Annotated in this window: 11 protein-coding genes; 6 read left to right on the forward strand and 5 right to left on the reverse strand. The window is 65.6% G+C overall.

What is annotated here, in order from left to right; all coding sequences use genetic code 11:
• Positions 1-38 precede the first annotated feature (38 nt).
• From BRADO_RS12415 to BRADO_RS12440, 6 genes are all read left to right on the forward strand, one after another.
• Positions 39-833, forward strand: coding sequence for an ImuA family protein (locus BRADO_RS12415; RefSeq protein ID WP_011925671.1), 795 nt, complete (start codon positions 39-41; stop codon positions 831-833).
• Entirely contained in the window at positions 727-2,319 is a 1,593-nt protein-coding gene (locus BRADO_RS12420) for a DNA polymerase Y family protein (RefSeq protein WP_011925672.1), read from the forward strand. Before BRADO_RS12415 ends, BRADO_RS12420 begins: the two co-directional genes overlap by 107 nt.
• A gap of 250 nt (positions 2,320-2,569) precedes the next feature.
• The gene (locus tag BRADO_RS12425) at positions 2,570-6,082 is read left to right on the forward strand and encodes an error-prone DNA polymerase (protein ID WP_011925673.1); all 3,513 of its coding nucleotides are present in this window, start codon (positions 2,570-2,572) and stop codon (positions 6,080-6,082) included.
• Between the two features lie 155 nt (positions 6,083-6,237).
• On the forward strand, positions 6,238-6,765 hold the full coding sequence (locus BRADO_RS12430) for a transposase (RefSeq protein ID WP_173363499.1): 528 nt from the start codon (positions 6,238-6,240) through the stop codon (positions 6,763-6,765).
• A gap of 1,071 nt (positions 6,766-7,836) precedes the next feature.
• Entirely contained in the window at positions 7,837-9,084 is a 1,248-nt protein-coding gene (locus BRADO_RS12435; protein WP_011925676.1) for an efflux RND transporter periplasmic adaptor subunit, read from the forward strand.
• 41 nt (positions 9,085-9,125) lie between these two features.
• Positions 9,126-12,248 (forward strand): efflux RND transporter permease subunit, encoded by a 3,123-nt coding sequence (locus BRADO_RS12440; RefSeq protein ID WP_011925677.1) that lies wholly within the window; start codon positions 9,126-9,128, stop codon positions 12,246-12,248.
• On the opposite strand, the gene BRADO_RS12445 is transcribed toward BRADO_RS12440, so the two are convergent.
• The 5 genes from BRADO_RS12445 to BRADO_RS12465 all read right to left on the reverse strand — a co-directional run bounded on the left by BRADO_RS12445 (position 12,245) and on the right by BRADO_RS12465 (position 17,740).
• Entirely contained in the window at positions 12,245-12,946 is a 702-nt protein-coding gene (locus BRADO_RS12445) for an ABC transporter ATP-binding protein (RefSeq protein WP_041756430.1), read from the reverse strand. The two genes, BRADO_RS12440 and BRADO_RS12445, sit on opposite strands and share 4 nt — an antisense overlap.
• Positions 12,943-14,757: an ATP-binding cassette domain-containing protein gene (locus BRADO_RS12450; protein WP_157872555.1), complete on the reverse strand. Its 1,815-nt coding sequence runs from the start codon at positions 14,755-14,757 to the stop codon at positions 12,943-12,945. Before BRADO_RS12450 ends, BRADO_RS12445 begins: the two co-directional genes overlap by 4 nt.
• Positions 14,750-15,586 carry a branched-chain amino acid ABC transporter permease gene (locus BRADO_RS12455; protein ID WP_041756432.1) on the reverse strand — a complete coding sequence of 279 codons (837 nt, stop codon included), beginning with the start codon at positions 15,584-15,586 and terminating at the stop codon, positions 14,750-14,752. Before BRADO_RS12455 ends, BRADO_RS12450 begins: the two co-directional genes overlap by 8 nt.
• 75 nt (positions 15,587-15,661) lie before the next feature.
• Positions 15,662-16,822: a substrate-binding protein gene (locus BRADO_RS12460; RefSeq protein WP_011925681.1), complete on the reverse strand. Its 1,161-nt coding sequence runs from the start codon at positions 16,820-16,822 to the stop codon at positions 15,662-15,664.
• A 42-nt stretch (positions 16,823-16,864) separates the two neighbouring features.
• Positions 16,865-17,740 (reverse strand): nitrilase family protein, encoded by an 876-nt coding sequence (locus BRADO_RS12465; RefSeq protein WP_256374615.1) that lies wholly within the window; start codon positions 17,738-17,740, stop codon positions 16,865-16,867.
• Positions 17,741-17,950 lie beyond the last annotated feature (210 nt).

Raw genomic sequence — 17,950 nt, forward strand, 5'->3', positions numbered from 1 at the left:
GCAGCACCCGGACGATGGATTGAAAGGAGCGGCGACGGATGACCGGCGCACGCATGGATACGCTCGCGCGTCTGCGCGGCAGCATTCACCGCCTCGAGGCGGCCGAGGGCGCGCATGATCTGCGCCGGGTCTCGCTCGGCCATGACGAGGCTGACGCGGTGCTGCAGGGCGGGCTCGCCACCGGCGCGCTGCACGAGGTGTTCGCCGAGGCCGGCCGCCAGGCGGCGGCCGCGACTGGCTTCGTGTGCGGGCTCGCCGCGCGTGTCGCCGCGCGGAAGCCGCTGATCTGGATCCGGCAGGACTTTGCCGAGCGCGAGGCCGGCGCGCTGTCGATGAGCGGGCTCGCCGAACTCGGCCTCGATCCGCGCCGTCTCGTGGTCGTCCGCGCGCCCGATCTCGATCATGCCCTGCGCACCACCGCCGACGCCCTCGCCTGCGATGCGCTGGGCGGCGTAATGCTGGAGGTGTGGGGCGAGACGCAAAAGCTCGATCTCGTCGCCAGCCGCAAGCTGACCTTGGCGGCGCAAGACTCCGGCGTGACCGCGCTGCTGTTGCGCGTCGCCGCCGATCCAGAGCCGTCGACCGCGGAGACGCGCTGGATGGTGCGGACCGCGCCGTCGCCGCCCGCTGCGCCATGGATGGCGTGGGGGGCGCCGCGCCTCGATGCCGAACTCATTCGCAACCGTCACGGCCAGACCGGACGATGGATCATGGAGTGGAGTCCCGATGCGTGCCGTTTCAGCGAACCGGCGGCGGATCCTCAGCCTGTGGCTGCCGCGCCTGTCCATCGAGCGCATCAAAAGACAGCAGGCTTTGACCGGCGCTCCGCCTGAGACGAAGCCGCAGGTCGTCGTCATCAAGGACGCCAATGCGCTCTTGATCCATTCGCTCGACGAGGCCGCGGCACGTCATGGCGTGTCGCTCGGCCAGCCCCTGGCAAATGCCCGCGCGGTCTGTCCCGACCTCGTCGCGCACGAGGCCGATCTGGCCGCCGACGCTCACATGCTGGAGAGCATCGCCGACTGGTGCGACCGCTTCACGCCCTTGGTGGCGCTCGATCCGCCGCATGGCCTGTCGCTCGACATCGCCGGCTGCGTGCATCTGTTCGGCGGCGAAGCGAAGCTGATGCAGTCGGTCTGCGATGCGCTGACTGCGCATGGCCTCACCGTGTCGGCGGCGATCGCCTCCAACGCGGTCTGCGCGCGCACCTTGAACCGGCAGGTGCATGGCCGCATCGTGTCGGATGGCGAGGAGGCAGCCGCTGTTGCGCCGCTGCCGGTGGCCGCGCTCGGCGGCAACGAGGCGATCACGCTCGGCCTGCGCCGCGCCGGCCTCAAGACCATCGGCGACGTCGCCTCGCGCGGTCGCAACGAGATCACCGCGCGGTTCGGGGCCGCCTTCACCCGCGTGCTGGCGCAGGCGCTGGGCGAGGCGGACGCGCCGATCAGCCCGCGAAAAACTCCGCCGGACTACATCGTCGAGAAGCGTTTTGCCGAGCCGGTCGCGACCGACACCGTGATCGCGGCGAGCCTGTCGAGCCTTGCGGCGATGCTGGTGGCGGCGATGGCGCAGCAGGGCAAGGGCGCGCGGCGGCTGGAGGCCTGCTTCTTCCGCACCGACGGACTGGTGCGCATCATCGCCGTCGACACCGGCCAGCCGGTGACGGACGCCGCAATGATCGACCGGCTGTTCCGCGAGCGGCTGGACGCCTTGAGCGATCCGCTCGATCCCGGCTTCGGCTTCGACATGATCCGGCTCGCCGCCGGTCGCAGCGAGATCGTGGTGCAGCAGCAGCGCGATCTCGACGCCCACGTCCACGACAATGACGAACTGTCGGCCCTGATCGACCGCATCGCCGCGCGCATCGGCGGCAAGCGCGTCCTCGTGCATCTGCCGGTCGACACGCACGTCCCCGAACGCGCGGCACTGCCGCTGCCCGCCCAGCACAATCTCGCAGCCACCAGCACCGCCGCCTGGCCCGAGCGCATCGACGGCGAGCCGCCGTTGCGCCCGTTGCGGCTGTTCGCGCGCCCCGAGGCCATCCAGGTCATCGCCGGCGTCCCCGACGGCCCGCCCGCGCGCTTCGTCTGGCGCCGCGCCGCCCATGCTGTCGTGCGCGCCGAAGGCCCGGAGCGCATCGCGATGGAATGGTGGCGGCCGGACGGGCAGGGCCTCACCCGCGACTATTTCCGTGTCGAGGACGAGCACGGCCTCCGCTTCTGGCTCTACCGCGACGGTTTGTATGACCGTGAGTTCGAGCAGCCGGAGAACGGCCCGCCGGTGCAGCCCGCCTGGTACATGCATGGACTATTCGCATGAGGGCAGGGGACCGAGATACATGCAGCGCCGACGGTGCGCTCCCTCTCCCCGTTCTTCACGGGGAGAGGGCTGGGGTGAGGGGCAGCCACAGGCACCGACCGTGCGGAGAGCCCCCCTCACCCGGATTGCATCTTTCGATGCAATCCGACCTCTCCCCGCAAGCGGGGCGAGGTAAGAGCGGCGCCAGCCGCGAGAGATGTGCTCACAATTGGAGTAGGTATCGCGCCGCCCCAATCTCCGCAGCCCCGCCATGACTCCCATCCCCTATGCCGAGATCGGCGTCACCACCAATTTCTCCTTCCTGCACGGAGGCTCGCATCCGCAAGCTTATGTGCATCAGGCCGCCGAATATGGCCTCACCGCCATCGGCATCGCCGACCACAACACGCTGGCCGGCATCGTGCGCGCCTATAGCGAGCTGAGTAACGACCAGTTGGGCTACAGACCGAAGCTGCTCTACGGCGCGCGGCTGGTGTTCACCTGCGGCACGCCGGACATCCTGGTCTATCCGCGCGACCGTGCGGCCTATGGCCGGCTGTGCCAGCTGCTCACCCGCGGCAAGCGCGGCAGCGATCTCGACAAGGTCGCGAAGGGCGACTGTCGCCTGGCATTCGAGGACCTGTTCGACTTCATCGCAGGCCAGCTCCTGGTCCTGATGCCGCCGCATCGCTTCGACGAGGACGCGCTCGGCGCCATCCTGGCGCGGCTGAAGGACAGCCCGGCCGAAGGCGTGTGGCTCGCCGGCAGCCTGCTGTACCGCGGCGACGACCGCCGCCGTCTGGCCCGGCTGGCGCGTCTTGCGGCGTCAGCCAAGGTGCCGCTGATCGCCACCAACGACGTGCTGTATCACCATCCGCAGCAGCGCATGCTGCAGGACGTGCTGACCTGCATCCGCGAGAAGGCCTCGATCGAGAGCATCGGCCGCCGTCTCCAGGCCAATGCCGAGCGCCATCTCAAGCCGGGACACGAGATGGCGCGGCTGTTCCGCGATCATCCCGAGGCGATCGCCGAAACCCTGCGCTTCACCGACCGCATCGTGTTCTCGCTCGACCAGCTCAAATACCAATATCCGGACGAGCCGGTGCCTCCTGGCAAGACCGCGCAGGGCCATCTGGAGGACCTGACCTGGGCCGGCGCGAAAACCTATTTCGGCGACAAGCTCGATGACAGGCTGCGCGCGGTCCTCAACAAGGAGCTGGCGCTGATCGCCGAGCTCAACTACGCGCATTACTTCCTCACCGTCCACGACATCGTGCGTTACGCGCGCAGTGAGGGCATCCTGTGCCAGGGCCGCGGCTCCGCGGCGAATTCGGCCGTGTGCTACGTGCTCGGCATCACCTCGGTCGATCCGACCAAGATCGACCTGCTGTTCGAGCGCTTCATTTCCAAGGAGCGGCTGGAGCCGCCGGATATCGACGTCGATTTCGAGCATTCGCGGCGCGAGGAGGTGATGCAATATGTCTACCACCGCTACGGCCGCCACCGCGCCGCCATCATCGCCACCGTCATTCATTATCGCCCGCGCAGCGCCATTCGCGACGTCGGCAAGGCGCTCGGTCTGACCGAGGACGTCACGTCCGTGCTGGCCGATACCGTGTGGGGCAGCTGGGGCGACGGCCTCTCCGACATGCAGGTGCGCCAAGCCGGGCTCGATCCCCATAATCCGATGATCCGCCGCGCCGTCGAACTCGCCTCGGAGCTGATCACCTTTCCGCGCCACCTGTCGCAGCATGTCGGCGGCTACGTGCTGACGCAGGACCGGCTCGACAGCTACGTGCCGATCGGCAATGCCGCGATGGACGACCGCACCTTCATCGAATGGGACAAGGACGATGTCGATGCGCTCAGCATGATGAAGGTCGACGTGCTCGCGCTGGGCATGCTGACCTGCATCCGCAAGAGTTTCGACCTGATCGCCGATCACAAGGGCCGGCGCTATGTGCTCTCCGACATCAAGTCGGAGGACGACAACGAAGTCTACCAGATGCTGCAGAGGGGCGAGTCGCTCGGCGTGTTCCAGGTCGAGAGTCGCGCGCAGATGAACATGCTGCCGCGGCTCAAGCCGCGCACCTTCTACGATCTCGTCATCGAGGTCGCGATCGTCCGGCCCGGGCCGATCCAGGGCGACATGGTGCATCCCTACTTGCGCCGTCGCAACAAGCTGGAGAAGGTGACCTATCCCTCACCGTCGCCGGATCACGGCCCGTCCGACGAGCTCTACAAGGTGCTGCACAAGACGCTCGGCGTGCCGCTGTTCCAGGAGCAGGCAATGCGGATCGCGATCGAGGCCGCAAAATTCTCGCCCGAGGAGGCCAACGGCCTGCGACGTGCGATGGCGACGTTCCGCAATGTCGGCACCATCGGCTCCTATGAGGAGAAGATGGTCTCGAACATGATCGCGCGCGGCTACGATCCGGCCTTCGCCAAGAGCTGCTTCGACCAGATCAAGGGTTTTGGCTCCTACGGCTTCCCGGAGAGCCACGCGGCGAGCTTCGCGCAACTGGTCTACGTCTCGTCCTGGCTGAAATACTTTCATCCCGATGCGTTCTGTTGCGCGCTGTTGAACTCGCAGCCGATGGGCTTCTACGCGCCGGCGCAGATCGTCGGCGACGCCCGCAAGAACGGCGTCGAGATCCGCGACATCGATGTCTCCCACAGTTTCGCCGACAACACGCTGGAGAAAACGGATGGCGAATATTGCGCCGTCCGCCTCGGCTTCCGCCAGATCGACGGCTTCCGCTGGATCGACCGCGACGAGGAGCGGATCAGGAAATTGTCGGAGGCGGTGCGCAAAGAAGCATTGTCTGTTTCGACACGTTCCTTGCCAGCCATCTCCCCGGTGTCATTCCGGGGCGCGCGCAGCGCGAACCCGGAATCTCGAGATTCCGGGTTCGCCCTTCGGGCGCCCCGGAATGACAACGACAGACAAATTCCACTCCACAACGACGACCGCGAGGACGACTGGGCCGACCGCATTATCCGAGCCCGCCAACGCCGTCCGTTCACCTCGCTGGAAGACTTCGCACGCGACACTGCTCTCCCGAAGCGCGCGCTGCTGCTGCTGGCCGATGCCGATGCGTTCCGCTCGCTCGGGCTCGACCGTCGCGCGGCACTCTGGGCCGTGCGACGGCTGCCCGACGACGTGCCGCTGCCGCTGTTCGAGGCCGCGATCGCCCGCGAGCAGCCGGACGAGGGCGCGCAGCCGCTGCCGGAGATGCCGCTGCCGGAGCACGTCGTCGCGGACTATCAGACCATCCGTTTGTCGCTGAAGGGCCATCCCATGGAGTTCCTGCGCCGGCGCTTCGCCGCCGAGGGCGTGCTGGCCTGCCGCGACGTCAACGACACCAATGACCGCCGCCGCATTCGCTGCGCCGGCGTCGTGCTGGTACGGCAGCGTCCCGGCAGCGCCAAGGGCGTCGTGTTCATGACCCTGGAGGACGAGACCGGCATTGCCAACATCGTGGTGTGGCCGAAGGTGATGGAGACCTTCCGCAAGGAGGTGATGGGCGCGCGTCTCGTGCTGGTCGAAGGCCGCATCCAGAGCAGCCCGGAGAAGGTCGTGCATCTCGTCGCCGAGCGCCTGGTCGACCGCACCGCCGATCTCACTCTGCTCTCAGACGACCGCCTCGACGCCATCCCGCATGGCGCCACACCCGCGGAGCCGCTCAACGACGATCGAAGAGACCACACCGACAACCCCTCCCAGCGCGTCAGCCACCCCCGCAACGTTCGCATCCTGCCGCGATCGCGGGATTTTCATTGAGGTCTGTTCTTGTGGTGAAACGGTGGTCACGGCACTTCGGACGATGCTGCGCATCCACACCCTACGGCTCATCATGAGCAGCGTAGGGTGGGCAAAGGCACGGCGCGCCAAGCGCCGTGACGTGCCCACCGGCCGCGCGCGCGATGGAGTTGATCATGCCGAACTATCGCCGAGCATCCATCAAAGGCGGCTTGTTCTTCTTTACGGTCGTCCTCGAAAACCGTTCGAGCCGTCTGCTCGTCGATCAGATCGACCGTTTCCGCTCCTGCTATCGCGATACGCGCGAGCGCCACCCGTTCGAAACGATCGCGATCTGCATCTTGCCGGATCACCTCCACGTCATCTGGGCGTTGCCGGAGAACGACGGCAACTACCCAATCCGCTGGAGCATGATCAAGAGCGGCTTCTCGCGTGGCCTGAAGCCTCACACGCAATCGTCCAGTGTGTCCGCAAAACGCGAGAAGGGTATCTGGCAACGCCGCTATTGGGAGCATGCCATCCGTAATCAGGCGGATCTCGAACGTCATATCGACTATATCCATTTCAATCCCGTCAAGCACGGGCTCGTCTCGCGCGTCTCGGACTGGCCGCACAGCAGCTTCCACCGCTACGTCGAACGCGGGTGGCTCGCTGCGGATTGGGGAGGAGATGTGAAGAAGATGTCCGGCTCGTTCGGCGAATGAAGGCGGTGGGCACGTCGTCTCGGACGATGCTTCGCATCGCCCGAGACGCCTTTGCCCACCCTACGGTTCATCATGAGAATTCGTAGGGTGGGCAAAGGCACGGCGCGCATCGCGCGTCGTGACGTGCCCACCGGCCGCGGCGCGATGCTCTCGGCTCTCGCCTCGGGCCGAAAGCTTAGCCACAAATCAAGAGATCTCCCCGTCACTCCCAAAATTCCACTTTCATTTTTTCCGAAATCGTGCTCTATTCCCTGCATCCCGCTCCATCGAGAAGGGGCGTAGCGCGCGATCGTCACGACACGCGGGGCGGGGCGATGGCCGCGGTCATGTCGCAACGTAGCTTTGGCTGCGTGGACGAACGGCGTGACGCGGACGCGAAGGCGTGTGGTCCTGGCGCCCCGATGCTGGCGTCAAGTTCGCGGGTGATGATGATCCCGCCGACGACGGTGGCTATCAAGCCGGACACCGGGGAGAGCGCGCGATAAGCGTGAAAACCGTCGCGCAGGGAAGGCCGGGTGATCTCGGCTGCACCTGTGGTACCTGCCGCCTGCATTCTTTTTCGCAGGCGGGCCGCAGGCGCCAGTCGGCGCCTGGCCTTCCCTGCGCCCTCCTCATGCGAGGGCGAAGCAGTCAGCAAAACTCGGACGCGTCGGCGTCGCGAGGCGGCTCGCTGACGTCATGTCGCAATCCCTGCGATCAAGACGATCGTCAAACCTATCTTGCAACGACCGGGAATGCTCCAGACCGGCGGGCCAGACGGGGAGTACGGCGAGGCCGCGGAGTAGGCCGATACCCGCAAAGGTTGGCTTGGGAGACCGCAACATCGTGTCCGCGCAACATCGTGTCCGCGATCCTTACACGAAACTGACATCGTGGTGCATCGCGAAGAAAAATCGCGATTGCCAAAAACGAACTGAATGCAGCCTGAACGGCTGTCGTTGAACTTTCAAATTTTTAAAGCAAGACAGCAGGGAGTTGGGCGATTTTTAGGTTGTTTAAAGCTCCAGTTCCGCACTATTAGCGCAACGATGAGCCTGCCAATGCCGGAATCGTCGACGGATCACACGAGCCATGGCGTCTGACACGAAACCTGTCCCGCAGTTGATCAGCACCAAGCGGCTGCTGATCGGCTTTGCCGTCCTGGCGCTCGCCGGAGCGGGGGCTTACGGCTATCGGCAATTCGGATCGGCGCCGGCCAAGGACAACATCGAGTTGTCCAGCCAGTCCAAGCGCAACGGCACCACCTTTACGCCATCGGCCGCGGAATGGGCGACACTGACGATCGAGCCGGTGTGTGAAAAGATATTCCGCGCCGAGCACATTACCGAGGGCAAGGTTGCCGTCGACGAGGACCGCTCGACCCCCGTGTTCTCGCCCTATGCCGGCCGGGTCACCAAGCTGCTGGCGCGCCCGGGCGAGACCGTCCGCCAGGGCCAGCCGCTGTTCGTGATCGAGGCGGCCGACACCGTGCAGGCGCAGAACGATTTCATCGCGGCCATCACCTCCATGAACAAGGCGAAGTCCGCGCTCGACCTCGCCGACATCCAATACAAGCGGGCCAAGGATCTGTTCGAAGGCCGCGCCATCCCGCTGAAGGATTTCCAGCAGGCGGAGGCGACCTCCGTTCAGGCTCAGAATGACATGCGGTCGTCACAGACTGCGCTGGAAGCCGCGCGCAACAAGCTGCGCATTCTCGGCTTCACCGATGCCGCCATCGCCGATTTCCAGAACAAGGGCGTGATCGACCGCGAGATCACGATCTACGCGCCCATCGGCGGCACGGTCGTGCAGCGCAAGGTCGGACCGGGGCAGTACGTGAACTCCGGCGCAAGCGACCCGGTGTTCGTGATCGGCGATCTCTCCACCGTGTGGCTGACGGCCTTCGTCCGCGAGAGCGACGCCGCCCTGGTCAATATCGGCGAGGAGATCCTCGTCAATGTGCTGGCGCTGCCGGGCCGTCCGCTGAAGGCCAGCATCAACTACGTGGCGGCCTCGATCGATCCGGCCACCCGGCGCCTCCTGGTCCGCGCCACCATCGACAACAAGGACGGCGTGCTGAAGCCCGAGATGTTCGCCAATGTCACGATCTATTCGCCGGGCGAGCAGCCCGCCGTCGCCGTGCCGCGGCAGGCTTTGATCTACGAAGGTAACGAGGTCCGCGTCTGGGTCGCACGTCCCGACAAGTCGATCGAGCTGCGCAAGATCAAGACGGGTCTCATCAATGGCGACCAGGTCGCGGTCGAGGGCAATCTGAGCGCGGGCGAGCAGATCGTGACCAAGGGCAGCCTGTTCATCGATCGGGCTGCCTCCGGTAGCTGAACGTGGTCCTCCTGCCTGCCGTGCTGAAAGCTCCGACCTGAATGGATCGTCTCGTCGCCATCGCCGTCCAGCGGCGCTTCCTGATGGTTGGAATGTTCGTCGCCGTCCTGATCGGCGGCCTGATCGCGTTCCGCCAGCTCAACATCGAAGCCTATCCCGATCCGACCCCGCCGATGGTCGACATCGTGACGCAGAGCAATGGTCTCTCGGCCGAGGAGATCGAACGCTACATCACCATCCCGATCGAGACCCAGGTCGCCGGCATCAAGAACCTGCGCACGATCCGGACGATCTCGCTGTACGGCCTGTCCGACGTCAAGCTGCAGTTCTCCTTCGACTACACCTATGATGAAGCCCTGCAGCAGGTGCTGAACCGGCTGTCGCAGCTGTCGCCGCTGCCGGGCAACGTCACGCCGCAGATCTCACCCTTGAGCGCGGTCGGCGAGATCTATCGCTACCGGCTGCGCGGTCCGCCCGGTTACAGCGTGCTCGACCTCAAGACCTTGCAGGACTGGGTGCTGCAGCGGCGCTTCCGCTCCGTGCCGGGCGTGATCGACGTCACCGGCTGGGGTGGCAAGACCAAGACCTATGAGATCCAGGTCGATTTCAACAAGCTGGTCGCCAACGGCCTGACCCTGCCGCAGCTGTTGCAGGCGGTCGGCAACTCCAACATCAATGTCGGCGGCAATACGGTCGAGATCGGCACGCAGTCGGCTGTCGTGCGCGGCGTCGGCCTGATCCGGTCGATGGAGGATCTCGCCAACACCATGGTGTCGCAGAGCGGCGGCAATCCGGTGCTGGTGAAGGACGTCGCCAATGTCACGATCGCGGAGAAGCCGCGGCTCGGCATCGCCGGCCTCAACAACAACGACGACATCGTCCAGGGGATCGTGCTGATGCGGCGCGGCGAGCAGAGCTCGCCGACGATCGCGCGCGTCGAGCAGCTTGTCGACCAGATCAACAATTCGACGATCCTGCCGCCCGGCGTGCGCATCGAGCGCATCTACGACCGCAAGGACCTGATCGAGACCACCACGCATACCGTGCTCGAAAACATGGTCGTCGGCATCGGCCTCATCGTGCTGCTGCAGTGGATCTTCCTCGGCGATCTCAGAAGCGCGCTGATCGTCGGCGCCACCATTCCGTTCGCGCTGTTCTTCGCCGTCATCATCCTGGTGCTGCGCGGCGAGTCCGCCAACCTGCTGTCGGTCGGTGCGATCGATTTCGGCCTGATCGTCGACGCCACCGTCATCATGGTGGAGGCGATCTTCCGCCGCCTGACCCAGACCACGCCGTTGTCCGCGGCCGAGTCGAGCCACATCTCGCCCGAGACGATGATGGGGATGAAGAGCCACGCGATCCTGTCGGCCGCCGCCGACGTGTCGCGCTCGATCTTCTTCGCCGCCGCCATCATCATCGCCGCCTTCCTGCCGCTGTTCACCTTGAGCGGCGTCGAGGGCAACATCTTCGGGCCGATGGCGCGCACCTATGCCTATGCGCTCGCCGGCGGCCTGCTTGCGACCTTCACGGTGACGCCGGCGCTCAGCGCGATCATCCTGCCGGCGCATGTCGAGGAGACCGAGACGCGGCTGATGCGGATCCTGCACGCGATCTACGCCCCGGTGCTGCGCTGGGCGGTGGGCAACCGCAACCTGGTGATGGCCGGCGCGGTCGGCCTGGTGCTGCTCACCGTGGTGGTCGGCCGGCTGCTCGGCCTCGAGTTCCTGCCCAAGCTGGAAGAGGGAAATCTCTGGATCCGCGCCACCCTGCCGCCGACGATCTCGCTGCAGGAGGGCAATTCCTACGTCAACGAGATGCGCAAGATGATCCGGGCGCGTCCCGAGGTCGAGGCGGTGGTCTCGCAGCATGGCCGTCCCGACGACGGCACCGACGCGGCGGGATTCTTCAATGCCGAGTTCTTCGCGCCGCTGAAGCCGGTCAAGGACTGGCCGGGCACCAAGGACAAGGATCAGCTCACGGCCGAGCTGTTGAAGCAGCTCGACGACCGCTTCCCGGGCGTCGAGTTCAACTTCTCGCAATATCTGCAGGACAACGTCTCCGAAGCCGTGTCCGGCGTGAAGGGCGAGAACTCGATCAAGCTCTATGGCAACGACCTGCAGGCGCTCACCGACACGGCCAACAAGATCAAGCAGGTGCTGTCGACGGTTCAGGGAGTCACCGACCTCGCGGTGTTCACCTCGCTCGGCCAGCCGACGGTGCAAATCGACATCGACCGCGCCAAGGCCGCGCGCTATGGGCTGGCGCCCGGCGACATCAACGCGACCATCAAGGTCGCGATCGGCGGCGATACCGCCGGAGACCTCTATGAGCCCGGAAGCGACCGGCATTTTCCGATCATCGTCCGCCTCGCGCCGGAGTATCGCAAGAGCGCCGAGGCGATCGAAAATCTGCGCATCGGCGCGCAGGGGCCGAACGGCATCACGCAGATTCCGCTGAGCGAGGTCGCGACCATCAAGCTGGTGTCGGGCGCGGCCTATATCTATCGCGAGCAACAGGAGCGCTATCTCCCGATCAAGTTCTCGGTGCGCGAGCGCGACCTCGGCAGCGCCATTCAGGAGGCGCAGCAGAAGGTCGCCGATCAGGTGCAGCTGCCGCCCGGATCGCATCTGGAGTGGGTCGGTGAGTTTGGCAATCTGCAGGACGCGATCAAGCGGCTGTCGATCGTGGTGCCGATCAGCCTCGCTTTGATCGGCGTGCTCTTGTGGTTCAATTTCGGCTCGATGGCCGACACCTTGCTCGCGATGAGCGTGATCCCGATGGCGATCTTCGGCGGCGTCGTTGGCCTCGTGCTGACCGGCATTCCCTTCAGCGTGTCGGCGGCGATCGGCTTCATCGCCTTGTTCGGCATCGCCGTGATGGACGGCATCATCATCCTGTCGCAGTTCAACCAGCTGATCGACGAGGGTGTCGACCGCATCGAGGCCGTCATTCGCACCGGCGAATTACAGTTGCGTCCGGTGCTGATGACCTGCGTCGTCGCCGGCATCGGCCTGATGCCGGCCGCGGTGTCGACCGGCATCGGCTCGCAGGTGCAGAAGCCGCTCGCGATCGTCGTGGTCACCGGCATGATGCTGGCGCCTGCTGTCATCCTGATCACGCTGCCGGTCCTGATCTCGCTGTTCTCCCGCCGAAGGGTCCGCTAGATGCGCATGTGCTCGTCGATCCGCGCCGCTGAATCCGCATCGATGGCGGCAGCATCCACGATCTCGCCACGCTTGAACACGAGGTAGCGATCGCTGATCGACAACGCGAACGGCAGATGCTGCTCGACCACGATCATGGAGGTGCCGATCTCGTGGCGGACCCGCACCAGCACCTCGGACAGACGATCGACGACGGACGGCTGCAGACCTTCGGTGACCTCGTCGAGCAGCAGCACGTCGGGCTTGGCCATCAGCGCGCGGGCGACGATCAGCATCTTCTGCTCGCCGCCCGACAGTGTGCCCGCGCGCTGGCTGAGCCGTTTGGTCAGCACTGGAAACCAGCCGCCGACCTGCTCGAACAGCGCATCGATGTCCTTGTCCGACAGCAGCCCGAGCCGGAGATTGTCGCGGACGGACAGGTCCTGGAACAGGGCATGCTCCTGCGGCACATAGACCAGACCCATCTTGCGCTTCAGATGCGGCGCCACCCGCGTCACGTCCTTGCCCGCGAGCCTGACGCTGCCGCGCCAGGCCGGCAGGAAGCCGAGAATGGCCTTGAGCAGCGAGGTCTTGCCCATGCCGTTCTTGCCGACGATGGCCAGCGTCTCGGCCTTCGCCAGCGCAAAGCCGACATTGCTGATGACCTCAGAGGAACCATAGCCGCTGGCGAGCTCGTTGACTTCCAGCATGGTGCTCATGCCGGCACCTCCGCATGCGTCACGTGCTGTCCGGTATAGATCTCGCGCACCAGCTCGCTGTTGACGACCTCGTCGACCGAGCCGTCGAGCGCGAGCCGGCCCTGATGCAGCACGATGATGCGCGAGGAGATCTCGCGAACGAAATCGAGATCGTGCTCGACGAGCAGAATGCAGAGGCGGTCGCGCCGGGCGAGGGTGGTCAGGATGTCGGCAAATCCCTGCCGCTCGGCGCGCGTCAGGCCGGCGGTGGGCTCGTCGAGCAGCAGCACGTCCGGCTCGAGCGACAGCACCATCGCCAGCTCAAGCGCCTGCTTCAGCCCATGGCTGAGATTGCGCGCCTCCTCGTCGAGCCGTTCGCCGAGGCCGGAGCGTTCAACGACGGACATCGCCGCTGGCGGAAGAGCCAAGGTGTCCGAACGTGATGTGAGCGCGGGCGGATCGGCATGCGTCCGCGCGACGCGCAGGCATTCCGCGACGGTCAGCGTCTCAAAGACAGACGCCGTCTGGAACTTGCGGCCCAGACCGAAACGCACGACGCGATCCGGCGGCAGCCGGGCGATGTCATGGCCGGCGATCGAGACGTCGCCGGTCGAGCGCTCGCGTCCGTCGGACAGGCAACGGATCAGGGTGGTTTTACCGGCACCGTTGGGACCGACCAAGCTCAGCAATTCGCCGCGGTAGGCCGTGAACTGCACGCCGTCCAAGACGGCGAGACTGCCGTAGCGCTTGCCGAGTGCGCGTACTTCGATCGCGACGGCATCAGGATTGCTGACGGCGGTGGCGGTGACAGCCGGCTGCAGACGCGTCTGAGCGCCTGCCGAACGCCCGCGCTTGACCAGGCGCATCACTGCGCCGAGCAGGCCATCCGGAAAAACGAGGATCACAGCGATCAGCGCCACGCCGACGATCAGCTCCCAGACGTAGGGAAGGCTGTTGGCGAGATAGGCGCTGGCGACCTCGATGCACAGCGCGCCAATCACTGGGCCGATCACGGTGCCGCGGCCGCCGAGCGCGACCATGATCACGAGGTTGGTGCCGAAGGTGAAGCTGGCATTCTCGGGAGCCGCGACCGCGCCGAAGCCGGCATAGAAGAAGCCGGCCAAGGCGGAGACGATCGCGCAGAGCACCAGGACGACGATCCGCAGGCGGGAGGTGTCGATGCCGAGATAGGTGCAGCGCGCGTCATTGTCGCGCAGCGCTGACAGCAGCCGGCCGGTGTCGCTGCGCATCACGACGAGCGCAAGCACCGCGGTTGCGAGCAGTCCGAGACCGGCAAGGCGCAGCCAGGTCTCGATCTCCAGGTCGAAACTCTCGAAGCCGACGAGGCCACTCGACGATCCTGTGAACGTGCCGCCGGAGTAGAGGATCTGCACCAGCACGATCGGCACGACCAGCGAGATCACCGACGCGTACAGCGGCGTCGAGCCGGGATAGAACGACAGCCAGCCGGTGAAGGCGGCAACGGCCGCTGCAACCGCGACCGCGGCGCCGATCGCAGCAAAAATCTGCCACGTGCCGAAGCCGTATTCGGTGAACATGATCGCGAGCGCATAGGCGCCGATGCCGAAGAACGCGGATTGCCCGAACGTCAGCGTGCCGCAATAGCCCCACATGATGTCGACGGTGATCGCCGCGATCGCCACGAAGCAGGCGCGCACCAGGATGTTCACGAGATAGGTGTCGAGCAGCAGCGGCGCGACGAGGATCACAGCGGCGGCGAGCGCCACCAGCAACGCGGGAACGATCACGCGCGGCAGCGCCCGGCTCGTGGATGATGTTGCAGGAGAGGCGAGGGGGCGCGCATCAGGCACGGGCAAAGCCCTCCGGCCGGATCCGCAACACGATCGCGGCGCAGATCGCAATGGTCAGGCCACCCAGGATCGGATTGACGAAGGTCGAGACCAGCACCTGCAGCGTTCCCAGCACGGCGCAGGAGCCGGCCAGCGCCAGCAGCGAGCCGCCCGAGACCATCACCAGCATGAAGGCGCCGATCAGCCAGGGCACGCCCATGTTCGGATCGACGCTCGATAGCGGCGTGATCAGCGCGCCGGACAGCGCGGCGAGTCCGCTGCCGAGCGCGAAGGTGATCAACCGGACGCGCGATGAATCGACCCCGAGTCCCTGCGCCAGCATCTCGTTCATGATCACGGCCTTTGTCGAGAGACCCAGTCGCGTGCCATTGAGCAGGCCGGTGAAGAGCAGGCCGACGATAGCGGCGGCTACGATCATCACCAGCCGGTAGGCCGAGTAATCGGCGCCGAACAGATGCACCGTGCCCGAGATCGGCGCCTGCACGAACTGCACCTCGCGGCCGAACATCAAGGTGATGAGCTGTCCCAGCACGATGCCGAGGCCCCAGGTAGCGAGGATCGCATCGAGCGGGCGCTGATAGAGACGGCGGACAATAACAATTTCAGTAGCCCCGCCACAGATCGCGCCGGCGATGAAGGCCAGCGGCAGAACCAGGAACCAGGGCAGGCCCAGCTGCGCGCCGACGAGGGCCGAGTAAGCGCCGACGGTGAGGAAGGCGGCATGGGCGAAGTTGATAATCTTCATCACGCCGAACACGATCAGGAGACCGGCGGCGATGATGAAGAGCATGGCGGCCGTCGTGACGGCATCGAGGGCGACGGTCAGCATGGTCACTTCCACTTGAGAGAAGCGGGGCGGGCTGTAGTCCGCCCCGCGGGATCATACGCGATCAGGCGTGCTGTTTCACGACTTGCCGGGGCACTGCGCGCCGGGATCGACGTCCTTGAAGCTCTGGATCACCTTGACGCTGCCGTCGGCCTGAACCTGGCCGAGATACATGGTCAGCGGCGCGTGGCGCTGCTTGTCCATCTTGATGGTGCCGCGGGGACCATCGACCGAGACCTCGGCGAGCGCCTTCAGTACTTTGTCCTGATCGGTGCTGCCGGCCTTCTCGACCGCGGCCTTGTAGGCGTAGACGGCCTCGTACTGCGGAACCGAGAGATCATTCGGGGTCTTGAGCTCGGCGCCGAACTTCTTCGCCATCGAGGCCAGGAAGGTCTTGTTGGCCGGCGTGTCGATGCCGGTCACGTAGGAGGCAGACAGATAGATGCCGGCAGCATCGGCGCCCATGCCCTTGGCTGTGCCTTCGTCCACGGCGAGATTGCCGTAGGGCAGGTTCACGCCGGCGGCGCGCAGCTGCTTGGTGAGGGTGACGTTCGGCGCGCCGCCCGCGGTCGAGGTGATCAGCGCATCGGCGCCAGAGGCCTTCAGCTTGGAGATGATCGAGGTCCAGTCGGAGCCGTCCATCGGCAGATATTCCTCGCCGACGACTTTGCCGCCGGTCTTCTCGATATACATCTTCGTAAACGCGAGCATGCCGCGGCCGAAGGCATAATCGGAGCCGATCAGGAAGTAGTTCTTCGCCTTCTTCTCCTTGTTGAAGTAGTCGACGATCGGCGGCACCTGCTGGTCCGGCACCCAGGCGTTGACGTAGAGATAGGGGCTGCACGACTTACCCTCGTAGAACGAGGTGTAGATGTAGGGCGTCTTGCCGCGCGCGACGATCGGCAGGCCGGCATTGCGGGCCGCGCTGGTCTCCATCGAGATCAGCACGTTGACCTTCTTCTGGAAGATCAGCGCGTCGAACGCCTTCTGCGCGCCGGCAGCGCCAGAAGCGTCGTCAGCGACTTCCAGCTCCAGCTTGCGGCCGAGCACGCCGCCCTTGGCGTTGATCTCCTCGACCGCCAGCTCGGCGGATTGCACCACCGACGGCGCGACGACGGAGTTGGCGCCGGACAGGCCGACGGGAACGCCGATCTTGATCGGATCGGCGGCGAAAGCGGACGAGAGCGCGGTCGCCGCGAAGGCGAGCGCGAGTGAAGTGGTGAGCAAACGTGATGTCATCGTTGGTCCTCCATGAATGGTCAAAACAGAAAGGCGAAGTTGTCAGTACCAACCGCGCTTGACCTCGCTGCCGAGCATCTCGTCGTAGACGTCGGAGCGACGGTCGCGCAGGACCTGGTTGAAGGCGTTCCAGTTGCGGGCGCGGCGGGCCTCGCCGAGCGCCACATCGGCGATCACGATCTCCTCCTTGTCGCGGCTCGCAGGACCGGCGACCGGCCAGCCGGTGTAGCTGACGATCAGGCTCTGGCCTTCGAACGGCTGACCGCGCTCGACGCCGACGCGGTCGGCGCAGGCGATGAAGATGGAGTTGGAATGCGCCGCCGCCATCGCCAGGATGTTGGCCATGGCCTCGCGTCCCGGCGCCTGGCCAGGGATCGGCACCCAGTTCGTCGGCACGCAGACGATGTCGGCGCCCTGCAGCGCGTTGAGGCGATAGGTCTCCGGGAACCACCCGTCATAGCAGATCGCCATGCCGATGCGGCCGATCTCGGTGTGGTAGACGGGGAAGCCCAGATTGCCGGGCTCGAAATACAGGTTCTCCTCGTTCCACAGGTGCACCTTGCGGAACGTGCCGATGTAGCCCTTCGGCCCGATCAGCACCGCGCTGTTGTAGAGCTTGGTCCCGTCGCGCTCGCATATGCCGGCGACGAGATGCAGGCCGTGCTTGGCCGCGATCTCGCTCCATGCGGTCATCGCGGGGCCGTTGGGAATTGTCTCCGAGGCGGCGAAGGCCTCCTCGCGGGATTTGAACACGTAGCCGGAGGAGGCGAGTTCGGGGAGCACCACGAGCTTGGCGCCTTGCGCCACCGCCTGTTGGATCAAATCGAGGCTGTGGGCGAGGTTGGTGGCCAACTCGCCGACCATCGGCTGCATCTGGATGCAGGCGATCCGCAGTTTGCTGTCGTCATCCGTCGTCAAGGCACGAGTCTCCGTTGCGTTCGCGAGGATCGCGCGCGCCAAACAAAAAGCCCCCGACTGCGCCTTGCGGCGCAATACGAGGGCTGCATAGCCTGATGTGAAATGGCCGACCGGCCATTGGCGGACATGCGATGTCCGCAACGACCACAAGTAACTCAAATGCGCGATACGAAGTCAACGCCGTCGCCTGCAAAAATTTGAGGCCGCCGC

Origin of the sequence: Bradyrhizobium sp. ORS 278, assembly GCF_000026145.1 — a bacterium.
Taxonomy (GTDB): Bacteria; Pseudomonadota; Alphaproteobacteria; order Rhizobiales; family Xanthobacteraceae; genus Bradyrhizobium.